Here is a 17,313-nt window from a genome sequence, read left to right as displayed (position 1 = left end):
CAGAGGTTCAAAGGTTTTTATCATACAGTTTGTCATTCCGAGGAACGAGGAATCTTCGCAAGTAGCTCTACAAAGATTGGTGTAGATTATTCTTGTAAATTTCCATCAGGATATTTATAAAACTCTAAATCCAAAAGTTCTAATTTTGCATTAATTTTTTCATCATTAAGCTCCTCAACTTCTCGATTTCGGAGTTTTTTAATTAAATCATCATTAGGTAGTTTTTTCGGATTAATTAAATTAATTGCTGATTCAAGAATTTTTGCGGTTTTAAACTTTTTATTTTTCTTCAACACTTTTAATGTTTCGAAACAATTTTGCCCACTAGAATTAAAAAAGTATTGATTAAATCCTCCATTATTTACTTCCATTTCTAATTCTTCAATATTAGCTTTCGATTTAGAAATGATGGTTTTCTCTTTGTCTGATGAAACTTGGCTTAAACAACTTGAAAATGTTATTAGAATTAAAAATAAAATGGGGTTGAATAATTTCATTTTTTTAAGTTTTTGATTTTACTTTGTCGAGCTTCTTGCGAAGATTTGCTTCGCCAGTTCGCTATCGCTCGAGTCTCCTTAGTCGAGATGACAATATTGAGTATAGATTATTATGTTCAAAGAAAAAATAAACTTTGCGACTTCCCTCCCGATAGCTATCGGGATTACGAGATTATTAAAAACTTGTATTATTTAATCCTAATCAATTTTCCTTTTCCAACTATTTCATCAAGGTAATTTGCAGACAAACTATTCTTGTCATGCATGAAAAACGGAATGGTATCTTTTGTAATTTGTTCTTTATCAATGCTTATAATCAAATCGATATTCATAAAATTGTCCAGTAGAATTTTGTTTCCGTACGAAATTTTTCCTTTCGGCATAAACTTATTGTCAAACACAAAAACACTATCCTTAAAAGTGATTTTATCTTTTTGGATATAGGAATCGTTCTCTTCTATTACATAATTGTATCGGCCGTTCAGTTTGTCTGTTTTCTGATAGGAGTTAATAGAAAGCAATGTTATTAGTAAAACAAGATATTTCATAATTATTCTAACTGTATTGATTAATAAACTGCTGTACAACTGCATCGGTATTTTCATGGCGCTTTTCCTTTTCTAAAACAATAGGAGGAGCGCTTCTTTCTAAACAATCTTGTACAGCACAGGTCTCGCAAGTTACACCAACAATTCTTTTGACCAAAGGTTTTCCGTCAATGAATTTGAATTTCTTTTTCATCGTCGGATTAATCAAAATTCCAACGGAAATACTACGGATAACATTCTCCGCAAAAGGATCTTTTGTAGCCGATGAAAAAACCAGATACTCGTTTCCGCTGTTGGCATAACTCGAAATTTGAGCATCAAAAAAATGAGATTTATTTTGTTTGATGGCTTCGTCTATAGTTTTGATAGAAACCCATCTTCTGCAATAATGTTCGTTGGTTTCATTAGCATGCGGTTCCTGCTGATGCGTAATGTGCAATTCTTTATTTATCTGATAAAAATCAGAACCAATTTTGTGTGACAATCTTAAGAAAAAAAGGTTTTTCAGCTGAAAATCTTTTGGCAATAAATTGGTCAATCGCTGATAAAAAGATTCAGGCGATACTTCAAAACTTTCAATTAATTGAACAAATTCTTCCGGTTTTGGATTTTCGTTTTCTAAAAAAAGATTGATTTTGTCTACAACCAATTTTCTTGGCAACAATAAAGCGCCAGCAAAATAAGAAGCGTAAAAGTTATGCAAAACCTGATCGAAATTTTCAAATTTAATCCAGCTGAAAGTCAGCAGACGATCTGAAATTTTCAAGTAATTATAAGCAATTTCTTTAGCCAAAATAAAAGCTTTTTGCGGAGCGTCAAGTTCTGTAGAAAGCAATAAAGTCTTGCTTTTCGGGACATAAATCGAACGCAAATCGTCTAATGCTTCCTGATCTGTAAAAGCAATTTCTTTGATATTGTATTCGTATTCTTCTTTCAAAATCGCCTCTAATTCTTCTACGGTGATTTTAGAATCCAAATTAATTTGAAACGACTTCGAAAACGCAATTACCTTTTCTTCTAAATCTTCAAAATAATTGCTATGCGCTTCCTGATACGAACGCAAAGAAGCCAAAAAGAAGCTTTCACGACTTAAATTATAATGCTGTGCAATTTCGATAATCGTACTAATAAACGCGTTGACTTTTGCGGGAGCATTGGCAATAATATCAATTAAATCGGCTTCCTGAATTCCGAAAAGCTCTAGCGGAATCTCTTTTAAAATTCCGGATTTTAATATTTCGCCAATCGGAGCGAGGTTGTTATCGAGTTTTAAAGACACCATTTGGTCGTAAGTCACATCCAAATGTTCGCAGAGCAATAAAATTTTATCTGTTTTTGGATATTTTTTACCCTTTTCAATCTCGTTTAAATAAGATTTTGAAAGATTTGTCAGTTTGGCCAAGCCAAAAAGAGACAGATTTTTTTGCGTTCTGACTTGCTTCAATTTTAGTCCGAAGATCAGCTTTATATAGTCTTTTTCGATATCCATGAACCAAATATAGTTATTCTAAAAATAATCGCCAAAAAATTATTTTTTAATTTTAGCGAACGTTCGCTTGTTTTGTAAAAAACTTTTTTATAATATTGTCATGTAGAAATTATTAAAAATCAAAACGTTACGATTCTGATATTCCGAAATGAATGAACAATGATGTAACGACAAGATTTTTTTCTAATAAAAAAATAAAACCACAGCTATGAAAAACCAATTAGAAATTACCGAAACGGCAATGGAATTTTTAGCCGAAAAAAAGCTTCGTTATCCAAAAATCTGGACAGAAGAAGCGATTGTTTTTATAACCGAATTGCATAGAAAATTCGAATCACAGCGAAAACTATTGCTTTTGCAACGCGAACAAAAACAAGTCACTTTTGATCAGGGAATCATGCCGGTTTTTATTCCGGAAACCAAAAGTGTCAGAGAAGGCAATTGGACAGCTGGCGAAATTCCGAAAGATTTATTAGACCGAAGAGTAGAGATTACCGGACCAGTTGATCGAAAAATGATTATCAACGCGTTGAATTCGGGAGCAAAAACCTTCATGGCCGATTTTGAGGATAGTACTTCACCAACTTGGCAAAATTTAATGGATGGGCAAGTAAATCTAATCGATGCGGTTAACAAAACAATCACTTATACGGATTTGGTAAAACAAAAATCCTATCATTTAAATGAAAAAATCGCAACACTGATTGTTCGCCCGAGAGGATTGCATTTACCAGAAAAGCACATTTTAATTGAAGGAAATGAAGTATCAGGCTCTTTGGTAGATTTTGGTTTATATGTTTTTCATAATCATAAACGACTTTTAGAAAACAATTCTGGACCGTATTTCTACATTCCGAAATTGGAACATTATCTGGAAGCGCGTTGGTGGAATACTGTAATTGATTTTACCGAGGATTATTTAAAACTGAAGAGAGGAACGATAAAAGTGACGGTTTTAATTGAGACTATAACCGCAAGTTTTCAATTAGATGAAATTATTTACGAATTAAAAGAACATATCGTTGGCTTAAACTGCGGGCGTTGGGATTATATTTTTTCATACATCAAAAAGTTCAGAAAAAATCCAAAGTTCATTGTTCCGGATCGCGATCAGGTAACTATGACTTCACCTTTTATGAATGCTTATTCGAATCTAGTAATTCAAAGATGCCACAAAAGAGGAATTCATGCGATCGGCGGAATGGCCGCACAGATTCCGATTCGGAATAATGAAGAAGCCAATGCTATCGCTTTCGCAAAAGTAAAAACCGATAAAGAGCGCGAAGTTCGAAACGGCCATGATGGAACTTGGGTAGCGCATCCAGATTTGGTTGCAATAGCAAAAGAAATCTTTGATAAAGGAATGCCAACTCCAAATCAGATTCATATTAAAAGAGAACATCGAAAAATTACAGAAGCGGATTTGATCGAACCGCCAATAGGAATCATCACTGAAAATGGCGTTCGAAAAAATATCAATGTTGCAGTTTTGTATCTGGCTTCATGGTTGAACGGACAAGGCGCAGCGGCGCTTCATAATTTGATGGAAGATGCAGCAACAGCCGAAATTTCGAGATCGCAATTGTGGCAATGGCTTCAGAATAAAGTGATTTTAGATAATGGACGGAAATTAAATTTGGCGTATTATCACGAATTGGCTTTAGATGAATGCCGAAAAATAAAGGAAGAATTAGGAGCAGAAAACCATGAAAAACAGCAATTTCCATTAGCAGAAAAAATGCTGGAAAGGCTAGTGGTAAATTTGCATTTTGTAGATTTTCTAACCATTCCTTGCTATAAGTATTTATAGAAGAATTGATTTGAATTCCTGCAAGGTTTTGAAAACCTTGTAGGTATTTTGTCAAGAATACAAAACCTACAAGGTCAAAAAAAGACCTTGCAGGAAATCACACAACACTATTACTTACTAACCAACTTAACTATATTATTTATGAAAACAACAGAAGACAGAATTCAGGAATTGATTAACGATTGGATCACGAACCCAAGATGGAAAGGTGTTGAACGTCCTTACACTGCAAGCGAAGTTGTGGCGCTTCAGGGATCGTATAAAATTGAGCATTCTATTGCCAAAATGGGTGCGGAAAAATTATGGAGAAAGTTAAAAAGTCAGGATTATGTTGCGGGGTTGGGAGCTTTGACTGGAAATCAGGCGATTCAAGAGGTCGATGCGGGTTTAGAAGCGATTTATTTGAGCGGATGGCAGGTTGCTGCCGATGCAAATCTGGCTGGCGAAATGTATCCTGACCAATCACTTTATCCGGTAAACAGCGTACCAATGGTGGTAAAAAAGATCAATAATGCTTTGTTGCGTGCTGATCAGATTCAGAATGTAAATAAAATTGAAGGTAAAAAAGATTATCTGGTTCCGATTGTGGCTGATGCCGAAGCAGGTTTTGGGGGAAACCTAAATGCTTTCGAATTAATGAAATCGATGATCGAAGCTGGAGCTTCTGGAGTTCATTTTGAAGATCAATTAAGTTCTGCTAAAAAGTGCGGACACTTGGGAGGGAAAGTTTTGGTTCCAACTCAAGAAGCGATCAATAAATTAATTGCAGCGCGACTGGCTTCAGATGTTATGGGAGTTTCAACTTTAATTGTTGCAAGAACAGATGCCGATGCGGCCAATTTATTAACGAGCGACGCAGATCCAAGAGATAGAAAGTTTTTGACAGGAGAAAAAACGGCCGAAGGTTTCTTTTACGTTAAAAATGGAATCGATCAGGGAATTGCGAGAGGATTGAGCTATGCGCCCTACGCCGATTTAATTTGGATGGAAACCAGTAATCCGGATTTGGATTATGCTAGAAAGTTTGCAAAAGCAATGAAAAAAGAATTTCCAGATAAAATGTTAGCATACAATTGTTCGCCATCTTTCAATTGGGCGGCGAAATTATCAGTTGCCGAAATGGAAACTTTCAGAGAAGATTTGGCAGCAATGGGATATAGTTTCCAATTCATCACTTTAGCAGGATTCCATGCTTTGAATACGAGTATGTTTGAATTATCAAAAGCGTATAAAGAGCGCGGTATGGCAGGTTATTCTGAATTGCAGGAACGCGAATTTGCTTTACAGAAAAACGGATTCAGAGCGGTAAAACACCAAGCTTTTGTTGGGACTTCTTATTTTGATGCGGTTCAAAACACAGTAATGCTAGGAAAATCAGCAATAACCGCAATGGAGCATTCTACGGAGGTTGAGCAATTTTAATTCTTTTTTTTCAACCATTAAGATATTAAGAAAGTTAAGCTTTATATTCTTAAAAAATAAGAAAGATTAAGTCTAGCTTAATGATTCTTAATGTCTTAATGGTTTAATTTTATTTTTTCAAAAGTCGAGCTTTCATTTTACTAAAGAATTCGGGTGTTACGCCAATGAAAGAAGCAATTTGTTTTTGAGGAACTTTGTGAACCAATGTTCCGTATTTCTTAGTGAATTTTTCAAAACGTTCTTCTGCAGGCAAGCTTAAATTATCCATTAATCTTTGTTGGTTGGCAACTAAAGAATTCTCGATTAAAATTCTAAAAAAACGTTCTAGTTTTGGAATTTCAAGATATAATTGTTCCTGATTTACTTTGGATAAAGAAACCACTTCAGCTTCTTCTAAAACTTCAATAAAAAGTTGTCCTGGTTTTTCAGAAAAATAGCTGTACATATCGCTTATCCACCAGCCTTCGCAAGCGAAAGAAAGTACATGTTCAACAATATTGTCGTTGATATTGAAACTTCTTAAAATTCCTGAGTTTACAAAATATGAATGTTTGCAGACTTCACCAGCGTTCAACAAAACCGTTTTGGCTTTATAAGTATTTGTTTCTAGTTTCGATAAAAAAAGTACTTGTTCTTCTGGTGTCAAAGAAACGTGTTTGGCGATATTTTGGAGAATTAATTCCATTATTTTTTATCGTCAATTAAGGTAAATGAAGTAGCGATAAATTTATTTCCTTTGATTTGCCCTGTAACAGAAGCTTTTCTGATCGCGTTGCAGAATCCGTCTTTTGCATGAGCATCACCATGCTGATCAATTTTTGTTCCTTCAACAAAATACGATTTTCCGTCAATTCGAACGGCTAAATCACAGCTTTTACCTTTCATTCCAAATTGGCATTCTCCACAAGAAGCTTCTACTACAGTTGGTTGGTCAAATTTCTTTTTGTCTTGAGCCTGAGTTGAAATTCCGATAAAAAGGAAAGTCATGAATATTAGTTTTTTCATTTTTAAGAGTTTACAGTTATTAATTTTGCCGTTTCTTTGGCGCGTTCTGTTACTTCATTTATTGGAGTGGAAAGTGTATCGTGACTTAAAACAACTCCCATTCTTCGGTAAGGTCTTGATGTTGGTTTTCCGAAAATCCTGAAATCAGTTTTTGGTAAAGCGGCTACTTTTTCGATTCCGGTAAAAGTTGGGTTTGTCGAATCTTGTGAAGCTAAAATCACGGCGCTTGCTCCAGCTTTTTCTAAAGTAATTTCGAAAATCGGAAGACTTAAGATTGCTCTTAAATGCAATTCAAATTCGTTGAAATTTTGTGTTCCGGCCAAAGTTACCATTCCGGTATCATGCGGACGCGGAGAAAGTTCTGAGAAATAAACTCCTTCTTTAGTCAGGAAAAATTCAACGCCAAAAAGTCCAGCTCCGCCAAGTGCTTCGGTGATTTTTTCGGCCATATCTTGTGCTTCGTACAAATCTTTTTCAGAAACCAAAGCCGGTTGCCAGCTTTCCTGATAATCGCCTCTTTCTTGTCTGTGGCCAATTGGCGCACAAAACAAAGTAGGGTTGCCGTTTTGCGTAATGGTTAAAAGTGTAATTTCAGAATCGAAATTTACAAAAGCTTCAACAATCACTTCGATAACATCTCCACGCGAACCCGCAACGGCATATTGCCATGCTTTTTCGATATCACTTTCTGTTTTGATTGTTGATTGCCCTTTTCCTGACGAAGACATCAATGGTTTTACTACACAAGGAATTCCAACTTCCTGAACGGCTTTTTGAAGTTCTTCTGCAGAAGTTGCGTATTGGTATTTGGCAGTTCTTAGCCCAAGTTCTTTTGATGCTAAATCACGAATGGCTTTACGGTTCATGGTAAAGTTTGCCGCCTTCGCTGAAGGGACAACCGTGATTCCTTGTTTTTCGTAATCGTAAAAACGTTCCGTGCGAATGGCTTCTATTTCAGGAACTATAAAGTCTGGTTTGTGTTTGGCTACAATTCTGTCAAGCGCTTCGCCGTCGAGCATATTAATGACTTCAAAACCGTGAGCAACTTGCATGGCTGGAGCATTTTCGTAACTGTCAACTGCAATTATGGTTTGTCCGATTCGTTGTGCAGCAATGACAAATTCTTTGCCTAACTCGCCTGAACCTAAGAGTAGTATTTTCATTTTGGAGGGTTGTAATGTTTGAGTAGTAAAAGTAATTAAAAATGTTTTTAACCGCAATCCCGATAGCTATCGGGAGCAAAGAATTACACGAAGAACGCTAAGTTTTTGTTTTTAAGATAAAAAATGGCGCAAAGAATTTCTCTCGCAGATTTTGGGGATTCGGCAGATTTAATTTAATAACTAGCTTGTCTTTTAGATAAACTAACCACACAGTTTGTCATTTCGAGGAACGAGAAATCACACTCGGGATTCGACAAAGATTGGCGATTTTGATTGCGGAGTTTCTAGTGCGATTTCTCGTTCCGAAATGACAAGATTCGGGGAATTTTAAACGAAAACGCTATTATAAAACCGTTTGCGTGAGGGATAGAAGTGGAAAGCCCACAGCCGTGAGGAACGAACAGGCGAGGACTTGAAACGGATAGCCCGACCCGGAGGGACACGCCCAAAATAAAAAACCGATACTTCTTTTAAAAAGTATCGGTTTGTATATTAATGAAAATGATCTTCTTCAATTTCAAATTCAGCATCTTTTTCCCAGATTTCCATTTCGCAGGGTTTGCAGTTGAATTTTAGTTTGTATTCAAGCTCACCTTGTTTTAATACTAGTGGCTCTTTTACCTTGACACCAACGATGTCTTTTTGGTGTATTGGGCATTTTTTCAATTCGTATTTGATGCAATATTTGGTTGTCATTACTCGAGATTTTCCTGGATCCCATTGTAATTCGAATGCTTTTTCGATTTCGGTAACACCGTGGCGTTCGTAGAATTTACGAGCTGTTTTGTTCGAAACGTTGTACATGAAATCCAGTTTAGTTTCTGGATACGGATGCGACGTTTTTACCAATTGGTGTTCTTCACGAACGTAATTTGCGAGACGAATTTCTGTTAACTGATCGTAAACTGTTCTTCTCATTTCGTTAATTTTTGAAATAGGCAGGAACCAGTTTTGAGAAAACATAATATTGATTTCATCAGCTGTATAAGGCGTAAAACCTGTTTTTGCTAATTGTGTTTTGATGTTTTCTTCTATAGATTCGCCTGTTTTTGTTTGCTCTTTTGGGTGTTCTAAATTTACCGTACTTACGTTTCCGTCTTCGTCGGTTGCGATTAATTCGAAACCAGTTTCAGTTTCAGTAAGCAATAAAGTTGTACTTAATTTACGCACGGCACTATCTTCTCTTTCCACAATTTTGATGAAAGCAGCGTCGTTATTTCTGTAAATGAAAGTTCCGTCTTTTACTTCTTTTAAAACGTTTGGATATACTTTTCCGTTTTCGGCTTTGTTTACGTAGATTCCGTCAGCTTCGTTATTTTCGTTGATGAAGCAAAGTCCGTCGCCGTTGTTTAATAATTCGCCGTTTTCGATTTCGTAAGCACCGCCAACAGTTCGAATTAATTTACCGATATATTGCCCTTTTGATTTTGGGCTTTCCCAAGAACCAATTGAGCTATGTCTTTCGTTAACGAAATAATCAGTATAGCCACGGTTGAAAGTTCTGTTTAATGCAGAATCAAAAGTATACGTACATTTTCCAGAAGAAGCTTTTGTGTATTTATCGCTTCCCGGACCTTCTAAATAACTATCTAATTTTTGACGAAGATAAGACACGTTGTTTTTAACGTAAGCCACATCTTTTAATCGACCTTCGATTTTGAAAGAAACGATTCCCGCTTCGATCAAATTCGGAATCTGGTCTGAAATATCTAAATCTTTAATCGAAAGCAAGTGACTGTTTCTGATTAAAGTATCTCCATTTCCGTCGATTAAGTTGTATGGTAAACGGCAGTTTTGTGCGCATGAACCACGATTCGCGCTTCGTTCTCCGTTGGCCACACTCATATAACAGTTTCCGCTAAAGGAAACACATAAAGCTCCAGTTACGAAAAACTCTAATTCAACATCAGCGTGATCGTATATTGTTTTGATTTGATGCAAGTTTAATTCACGTGCTAAAACTACACGTTTAATACCAGCGTCTTTTAAGAATTTTATTTTATCGGCATCACGATTATTAGCTTGTGTACTGGCATGAAGTACGATTGGAGGCAAGTCCATTTCCATAATCGCCATATCCTGAATAATTAACGCATCGACACCAATATCGTATAATTCCCAAATCATGGCACGACAAGTTTCTAATTCGTTATCATATAAAATAGTATTGATAACTACAAAAACCTGAGCGTTAAATAAGTGTGCGTATTTTACCAGTTCGGCAACATCTTCGATTGAATTGTTGGCATTAGAACGTGCACCAAATTGCGGTGCACCAATATACACAGCATCGGCACCACTATTTATGGCAGCGATTCCTCCAATTAAATCTCTAGCAGGAGCTAATATTTCGATTTTCTTCTTCATTTCTAAAACTTTAGACTTTTGTGGTATTCCCGAAAAAAAGTGTGCAAAGGTCTAATAAATTATTCGAGTTTGCTAGTGATGAAGCGATTTTTTTGAAATTGTTAACTTAATATGGAATGATTCGACTCTGTATCTTTCTCAACGAATTAAAATCCGTTGCTGCAAATTAAATCGTTCTTTCGGGATTCATCCATTTTAGAGATTTGTCATCAGGTAGAACAAAAAAACTGCTTGGTTATTTAAACCAAGCAGTTTTTCTAAAACAAAAGCTTCAATGATATTAATTTGCTCTCATTTTAATTTGTGATAAAGTGTTTTGAATGCTGTTTAATTGTTTTGAAACAATATAAACTTGACTATGCTCAAGGTGATTCTCTTCGAGTGCCATTTTGTATTTTTCAATTGCAGCTTCTTCACCCGTAACGCAAGCGTTGATGATTGCTTTGGTGTCGCCTCCTGTAAAAGAAGATTTAATATCGATCCAGGTACGGTGTAAGGCGCCTAATGGTCCGCCCCCTGAAGTGTCAGTAGATTTTCCAAGTTTATTGATTTCGTCTTGTAGTTCTACAATAAATAAAGCTCGTTCGCGGGCATAATCAAGAAAATCGGCTTTCATGGCTAGATTTTCTACATGTTCAGCGGCATTTGTGTATCCTAGTTTTCCGTCTTCAAGAATTGAAATTAATCCGTTTAAGGTTTTTACGGTTTCATCTGTGTTTACATCTGTATTTGTCATGACTAATAGTTTTTTAATTAATACATTACAAATTTCAGAACTTATAAGGTGTTATGTTTTACAGGATTAGATGTGTGGTTTTATAATATTGTAGAATGGGAATTTTGAAAGTAAAAATTTTTCTCTCGCAGATTTAGCAGATCTCGGGGATTTTTTTCTTTTGAAAATGAATATTTTCGTTTTACGGTTTGCGTGAGGGATTGAGGCGGTATCCTTTTATGAAGCGGAGCGGAATAAAAGATATAGCCGAAAGCCCGACCCGCCTTTTTCGGCGGTGCACGCCCAAAATAACTTCATAAAAAAAACAGCTTAAAGTATAAAAGTGATGAAACTTTTGAACCTTAAGCCGTTTTAATAAAACTTATTATATTGTTATGCAGTCAAAGCTTCTTTGATTCTGCGTAATGCTTCTTTTAAGATGTCGTTGCTTGTTGCATAAGAGAAACGAATACAGTTCGGGTTTCCGAAAGCGTCTCCCGTTACTGTTGCTACGTTTGCCTCAGCTAAAAGATACATCGAAACGTCGTTTGCATCTTTAATTTCGTGTCCTTTTAATGTTTTTCCGAAGAAAGAAGAAACGTCTGGGAATACGTAGAATGCTCCTTCGGGAACGTTGATTTTTACGCCTGGGATTTCTTTTAATAATCCAACTACTAAATCTCTACGACCGTGGAAAGCCTCAACCATATGGTTTAAAACACTTGGATCAGCATCTACTGCAGTGATTGTAGCTCTTTGTGCCACAGAATTTGCTCCAGATGTTACTTGTCCCTGAATTTTTGTACATGCTTTTGCAATGAATTCTGGTGCTCCAATGTAACCAATTCTGTATCCTGTCATTGCAAATGCTTTTGCAACTCCGTTTACAGTGATTGTTTTTTCTAACATTCCAGGAATTGAACCGATGCTGCAGAAAGTTCCTGAGAAATTGATGTGCTCATAGATTTCGTCTGAAACTACGTAAATATTTGGGTGTTTTTCTAAAACTTTTGCCAATGCTGTTAATTCTTCTCTGCTGTAAACAGAACCTGAAGGATTACAAGGAGAAGAGAACCACATCATTTTTGTTTTTGGTGTAATTGCAGCTTCTAATTGCTCTGGGGTCATTTTGAAATCTGTTTCAACTGAAGTTGGAACTTCAATCGGAACTCCGCCAGAAAGTTTTACGATTTCGAAATAAGAAACCCAGTATGGTGCCGGCAAGATAACCTCGTCACCGTCGTTTAACATTACTTGTGCAATGTTGTATAAAGATTGTTTTGCTCCTGTAGAAACTACGATTTGAGTTGGTTTGTAATCCAAATCATTGTCTCTTTTGAATTTTCTGCAGATTGCTTCTCTCAATTCAAGGTAACCTTCTACTGGAGAATATGTGCTGTAATTTTCGTCTACTGCTTTTTTTACCGCTTCTTTAATGAAGTCTGGCGTATTGAAATCAGGCTCGCCTAAACTTAAACTGATAATGTCTTTTCCTTGTGCTTTTAATTCTCTTGCCAAAGCAGCCATTGCTAATGTTTGCGAAGTCGCAAGGTTGTTGATTCTGTCCGAAAGAATATGATTCATTATAAAATTTTTGATGTCCTTAAATTTGCTGTGTTGTTTAAGGAAGGTTAATTATTAATAGATTTTTTTAGTTTTTATGCTAATTCTGGCTTCATTCCCAATTCTCGTAAATGCTTGAAGTGAGCAATAACAGCACTTCGCATTGTTTTATATTCGTAATATGGTAAGTTACATTCCTTTGCAGTTTCTTTTACGATTTTAGCAATTTTACCATAGTGAATGTGACTGATATTAGGAAAAATATGATGCTCGATTTGATGATTTAATCCACCTGTATACCAGTTTACGATAGCATTTTTAGGCGCAAAGTTAGTGGTAGTGTACAATTGATGAATGGCCCAAGTATTGTCCATTTCGCCTAATTCATTTGGCTCTGGATTGGTTGTGTGGTCAACAACGTGTGCTAACTGGAAAACTATACTTAATATTAATCCTGTTGTATAGTGCATTACAAAAAATCCAAGAAGTACTTTCCACCATGTAATTCCAATTACAATTGGTAAAACAATCCAGATTGATGCGTAGATGATTTTTGTGATGATTAAAGTTGTCCAAAGAATTTTAGGGCTTTTTGGTTCGCCGTAAGATAATTTTCTTTTAAGGTAATTACGCATTTGTTTGAAATCGGTTGTAATTGCCCAATTGAAAGTCAATAATCCGTATAAGAAAACAGAGTAATAATGTTGAAAACGGTGAAAACTATGCCATTCAGCGTGTTTTGTGAAACGAATGATGCGTCCAGCATCTAAATCTTCATCGTGTCCAGGAATATTAGTATAAGTGTGGTGCAATACGTTATGTTGAACCTGCCAATTGTAGACATTTCCAGCCAAAACATAAATTGTACCCCCCATTATTTTATTAATCCAGCTTTTGTTTGAGTAAGAACCGTGATTTCCATCGTGCATTACGTTCATTCCAACGCCTGCCATTCCAACGCCCATTACGATAGATAACAATAACATTACCCAAAATGGCATATCAAGTGTAAGGATCAAAAAGTATGGTGTTAAAAAAACAGCAAAAAGAATAACAGCTTTTAGATGCAGTTTCCAGTTTCCAGTTTTTTGAATATTATTTTCTTTGAAATAATTGTTTACGCGAGAGTTAAGCGTTCTGAAAAACTTCAGATTGTCTTGTCTTGCAAATGTAGGTGCAGGGTTATTCATAATTATTTTAAATAGTTTTCAAAGGTAATTATTATAAATTCTCAATTTGCAAATTTGAGTTAAATATTTCAATCGTAAAGTAGTACTTTTGTTAAAAATTTACAGCAATGGATGAGATATTGAAATATTTTCCTGATTTGACCGATCTTCAAATCAAACAATTTCAACAATTAGACTTTTTATACCACGATTGGAATGAAAAAATCAATGTTATTTCACGTAAAGACATTGATTCCTTATATACAAAACACATTTTGCATTCGTTGGGAATTGCAAAAATCATGAAATTTGAGCCAGGCACTACTGTTTTGGATGTTGGAACAGGTGGTGGTTTCCCCGGAATTCCACTGGCGATTTTGTTTCCTGAAACACGTTTTTATCTAATTGATGTTATTGCTAAAAAAATTAGAGTGGTTCAGGGCGTTGCTGAAGCACTAGAATTAAAGAATGTAAAGGCAGAACAAAAACGTGCCGAATTGGTTAAAGGCGATTTTGATTTTATTGTTAGCCGCGCTGTAACTAATATGCCTGACTTTGTTTCTTGGATAAAAGATAAAATCAAAAAACAGAACAAGCATACTTTAAAAAATGGAATTCTTTATTTAAAAGGAGGTGATTTGAGTGAAGAATTGAAAGATTTTCCAAATGCTACTTTGTACGATTTGGCAGATTATTTTGAAGATGAATTTTTTGAAACAAAAAAAGTGGTGCATTTGCCTTTAAAGTTCAAACCGTAAGATAGTTATAAATACAACAAACCCGATAATGATCACTTGATTTCAGTGGTATTATCGGGTTTTGCATTTTAAAATGAATTATAATTAAGATGCTTTTTCAGATATGTGAATAAATGGATTTGAATTGAAGTCTAAATTGTTAATGAAATTATTCACTGCATTTTTTGATGCTTCTGGGGTATATTCAAATTCTGAATCAAAGAAAAACTCTCTACATATTGCCGGTTCGTTTGATGAATCATAAAAGTCTTCTTCGTCTCTGTTTTCGTCATATTTGTATGGGCAAGGATAAAAGTGGCCCAATTCGACAACGATTTTATTAAACCATTTATCAAATACTTTCTTTTTTGGGGTAATGTGTCTCACTAAAAGGACTAATCCTGCAAGCTCGTTCTGAATAAAATAAGTTCCTTTTCTGTAATTTACATCAATCATTCTAGCGGTCATAAGCGCCACCCAAATTGGTCCGTTGATGTGGTCCGAAGTTGGGAAATTAAGATCTAAATCAAATTCTAAAGGGTTTGTGCTTTCTAGGTTTATTGTAGAGCACCATAATGCTTCAATGCGTTCCTGAATATCATTGGTGGCTTTGCTGTATCCTGAAAAACGGCAAAGCACCCATTCTAATAATGCTGCAGTCAAAGCGACTGAAGCTTTGTGGTTAATATGGGATAAAGCAATTTCAAGATCTTCATTACTTTCAAGGCAATCTAAAAATTGTTCTGCCTTTTTTTTATTCCATTTAAAGTCGATTGGATGACCAATGCATTTTGATTTTAAAATAATTGATGGCGTATTCAAGTTCTTCATATTTCTTTATCGCTTTTAAATTTTCTTTTCAGTTTATTTTATAACAGGGCAAATGTATATTGATGCCTAATAATGAATTGTTTCTAAAAGTTTTAAAAATGATAGAATAAGTTTTTTTAGAGTTGTAATTGGTTGAAATACAATAGTATAAGAAAAAGACTACAAATAATTTGATTTAAAAGCATAAAATTAAAAAGCCGATTCCTATAGAGAATCGGCTTTGTATCTGTAGTCAGATTTATAACTTTAAACCTGAAACTTTAAACTAATATTATCTTAAGAAAGGATATCTGTAATCTTCTGGAGTTACAAACGTTTCTTTGATCGTTCTTGGAGAAGCCCAACGTAATAAGTTCAATGCAGAACCTGCTTTGTCGTTAGTTCCAGAAGCTCTTGCTCCACCAAATGGTTGCATTCCAACAACTGCTCCAGTTGGTTTGTCGTTGATGTAGAAGTTACCAGCAGCATTTTGCAATTTAGTTGTAGCTACTTCAATAGCATAACGATCTTGGCTGAAAACCGCTCCGGTCAAAGCGTACTCAGAAGTAGTATCAACTAATTCTAATGTCTCTTCCCATTTTGCATCTTCGTAAACATAAATCGTGATAACTGGTCCGAATAACTCAGTTTCCATTGTAGTATATTTAGGATTTGTAGTTACAATAACTGTTGGCTCAATAAAGTATCCAACTGATTTATCGTAATTTCCTCCAATGATGATTTCTGCATCAGCATCTTTTTTAGCTTGGTCAATATAACTAGCTAATTTATCAAAAGAGCCTTCGTGAATAACTGCCGTAATAAAGTTTCCAAAATCTTCTGGAGAACCCATTTTCATCGATTTTACGTCAGTAATTAATTGTTCTTTTACAGCCGGCCATAAACTTTGTGGAATATAAGCTCTAGAAGCTGCAGAACATTTTTGTCCTTGGAATTCAAATGCTCCACGAGTAATTCCAGTAACTACTTGTTTTACGTTTGCGCTTGGATGAGCAATGATAAAATCTTTACCACCAGTTTCACCAACGATTCTTGGGTATGTTTTGTAATTGTGGATGTTTGCTCCAATTTTAGCCCAAATATCTTTAAATACGTGAGTTGAACCTGTAAAGTGAACACCAGCGAAATCACGGCTTGCTAAAACAGTATCAGTAATCATTAAAGCGTCTCCAAAAACTACGTTGATAACGCCATCTGGAACTCCAGCTTCTTTGAAAACGTCCAAAATGATTTTAGTAGAAAATACTTGGCTGTCACTTGGTTTCCAAACAACAACATTCCCCATCATTGCAGCGCTTGCAGGAAGGTTTGCAGCGATAGCAGTAAAGTTGAATGGAGTAATTGCGTATACAAAACCTTCTAATGGTCTGTATTCTACACGATTCCAAACAGAAGAATCTGATTTTGGCTGATCATTGTAGATTTGAGTCATGAACTCAACATTGTAACGTAAAAAGTCAATTAATTCACAAGAAGCATCAATTTCTGCCTGGTGAATATTTTTAGACTGACCAATCATTGTTGCTGCGTTAATACGAGCTCTGTATGGTCCTGCGATAAGTTCAGCAGCTTTTAAGAAAATAGCAGCACGTTGTTCCCATGCCATGTTTGCCCATGCTTTTCTTGATTCAAGTGCATTAGCGATTGCTTTTTCAATATGTTGTTTTTCAGCTAAATGATATTTTCCAACTACGTGTTGGTGATCGTGAGGAGCTGTAATATTTCTTGTGTTTCCAGTTCTAATTTCTTCGCTTCCAATATGTAAAGGAACGTCAATTTGAGAATTCCACATTGTGGTGTACGCTGCCTGAACAGCTGCTTTTTCTGGTGAGTTCGGTGCGTAGCTTTTTACAGGCTCGTTTACCGCTTTTGGTACATGAAAGAATCCTTTTAACATGGGATAAATTATTTTAAAATTTACGAATTGTTTAATTTTTTACAAAAGTACAAATGATAATTTGAATTTATCACAATACAATATTAAAAAGTTGTAATTT

General features: G+C 35.4%; 15 protein-coding genes. 3 read left to right on the top strand and 12 right to left on the bottom strand.

What is annotated here, in order from left to right; translation table 11 throughout:
- Positions 1–86: 86 nt before the first annotated feature.
- The 3 genes from H600_RS22385 to H600_RS0121010 all read right to left on the bottom strand — a co-directional run bounded on the left by H600_RS22385 (position 87) and on the right by H600_RS0121010 (position 2,534).
- Positions 87–497, bottom strand: coding sequence for a DMP19 family protein (locus H600_RS22385; RefSeq protein ID WP_051234484.1), 411 nt, complete (start codon positions 495–497; stop codon positions 87–89).
- 188 nt (positions 498–685) lie between these two features.
- Positions 686–1,045: a hypothetical protein gene (locus H600_RS0121015; RefSeq protein ID WP_026730637.1), complete on the bottom strand. Its 360-nt coding sequence runs from the start codon at positions 1,043–1,045 to the stop codon at positions 686–688.
- A gap of 7 nt (positions 1,046–1,052) precedes the next feature.
- On the bottom strand, positions 1,053–2,534 hold the full coding sequence (locus tag H600_RS0121010) for a helix-turn-helix domain-containing protein (RefSeq protein WP_026730636.1): 1,482 nt from the start codon (positions 2,532–2,534) through the stop codon (positions 1,053–1,055).
- A gap of 208 nt (positions 2,535–2,742) precedes the next feature.
- On the opposite strand from H600_RS0121010, the gene aceB reads away from it, so the two are divergent.
- Together aceB and aceA are read left to right on the top strand one after the other, a co-directional pair.
- Positions 2,743–4,344 (top strand): malate synthase A, encoded by a 1,602-nt coding sequence (gene aceB, locus H600_RS0121005; RefSeq protein ID WP_026730635.1) that lies wholly within the window; start codon positions 2,743–2,745, stop codon positions 4,342–4,344.
- A 141-nt stretch (positions 4,345–4,485) separates the two neighbouring features.
- The gene (gene aceA, locus H600_RS0121000) at positions 4,486–5,766 is read left to right on the top strand and encodes an isocitrate lyase (RefSeq protein WP_026730634.1); all 1,281 of its coding nucleotides are present in this window, start codon (positions 4,486–4,488) and stop codon (positions 5,764–5,766) included.
- Positions 5,767–5,875: 109 nt separating this feature from the next.
- On the opposite strand, the gene H600_RS0120995 is transcribed toward aceA, so the two are convergent.
- From H600_RS0120995 to H600_RS0120965, 7 genes are all read right to left on the bottom strand, one after another.
- A complete protein-coding gene (locus H600_RS0120995) occupies positions 5,876–6,451 on the bottom strand; it encodes a Crp/Fnr family transcriptional regulator (RefSeq protein ID WP_026730633.1) in 576 nt (191 codons plus the stop codon).
- On the bottom strand, positions 6,451–6,771 hold the full coding sequence (locus H600_RS0120990) for a DUF6370 family protein (RefSeq protein ID WP_026730632.1): 321 nt from the start codon (positions 6,769–6,771) through the stop codon (positions 6,451–6,453). The genes H600_RS0120995 and H600_RS0120990 overlap by 1 nt, the downstream gene beginning before the upstream one ends.
- Before the next feature lie 2 nt (positions 6,772–6,773).
- A complete protein-coding gene (gene purT / locus H600_RS0120985; protein WP_280648461.1) occupies positions 6,774–7,970 on the bottom strand; it encodes a formate-dependent phosphoribosylglycinamide formyltransferase in 1,197 nt (398 codons plus the stop codon).
- 456 nt (positions 7,971–8,426) lie between these two features.
- Positions 8,427–10,301 carry a peptidase U32 family protein gene (locus H600_RS0120980; RefSeq protein WP_026730630.1) on the bottom strand — a complete coding sequence of 625 codons (1,875 nt, stop codon included), beginning with the start codon at positions 10,299–10,301 and terminating at the stop codon, positions 8,427–8,429.
- Between the two features lie 280 nt (positions 10,302–10,581).
- Positions 10,582–11,037: a ferritin-like domain-containing protein gene (locus H600_RS0120975; RefSeq protein WP_026730629.1), complete on the bottom strand. Its 456-nt coding sequence runs from the start codon at positions 11,035–11,037 to the stop codon at positions 10,582–10,584.
- A gap of 372 nt (positions 11,038–11,409) precedes the next feature.
- A complete protein-coding gene (locus H600_RS0120970; RefSeq protein ID WP_026730628.1) occupies positions 11,410–12,600 on the bottom strand; it encodes a pyridoxal phosphate-dependent aminotransferase in 1,191 nt (396 codons plus the stop codon).
- A gap of 74 nt (positions 12,601–12,674) precedes the next feature.
- Positions 12,675–13,769, bottom strand: a complete 1,095-nt coding sequence (locus H600_RS0120965) for a fatty acid desaturase family protein (protein WP_026730627.1) — start codon at positions 13,767–13,769, stop codon at positions 12,675–12,677.
- Positions 13,770–13,876: 107 nt separating this feature from the next.
- On the opposite strand from H600_RS0120965, the gene rsmG reads away from it, so the two are divergent.
- The gene (rsmG, locus tag H600_RS0120960; protein ID WP_026730626.1) at positions 13,877–14,506 is read left to right on the top strand and encodes a 16S rRNA (guanine(527)-N(7))-methyltransferase RsmG; all 630 of its coding nucleotides are present in this window, start codon (positions 13,877–13,879) and stop codon (positions 14,504–14,506) included.
- Positions 14,507–14,590: 84 nt separating this feature from the next.
- Here rsmG and H600_RS0120955 read toward each other — a convergent pair whose 3' ends face one another.
- Positions 14,591–15,316, bottom strand: coding sequence for a hypothetical protein (locus H600_RS0120955; protein ID WP_026730625.1), 726 nt, complete (start codon positions 15,314–15,316; stop codon positions 14,591–14,593).
- Between the two features lie 271 nt (positions 15,317–15,587).
- Positions 15,588–17,213 (bottom strand): L-glutamate gamma-semialdehyde dehydrogenase, encoded by a 1,626-nt coding sequence (gene pruA / locus H600_RS0120950; protein ID WP_026730624.1) that lies wholly within the window; start codon positions 17,211–17,213, stop codon positions 15,588–15,590.
- Between the last annotated feature and the right edge of the window lie 100 nt (positions 17,214–17,313).

Source organism: Flavobacterium denitrificans DSM 15936, assembly GCF_000425445.1.
Classification (GTDB): Bacteria; Bacteroidota; Bacteroidia; order Flavobacteriales; family Flavobacteriaceae; genus Flavobacterium; species Flavobacterium denitrificans.
This window is presented reverse-complemented; position numbering and strand designations above follow the sequence as displayed.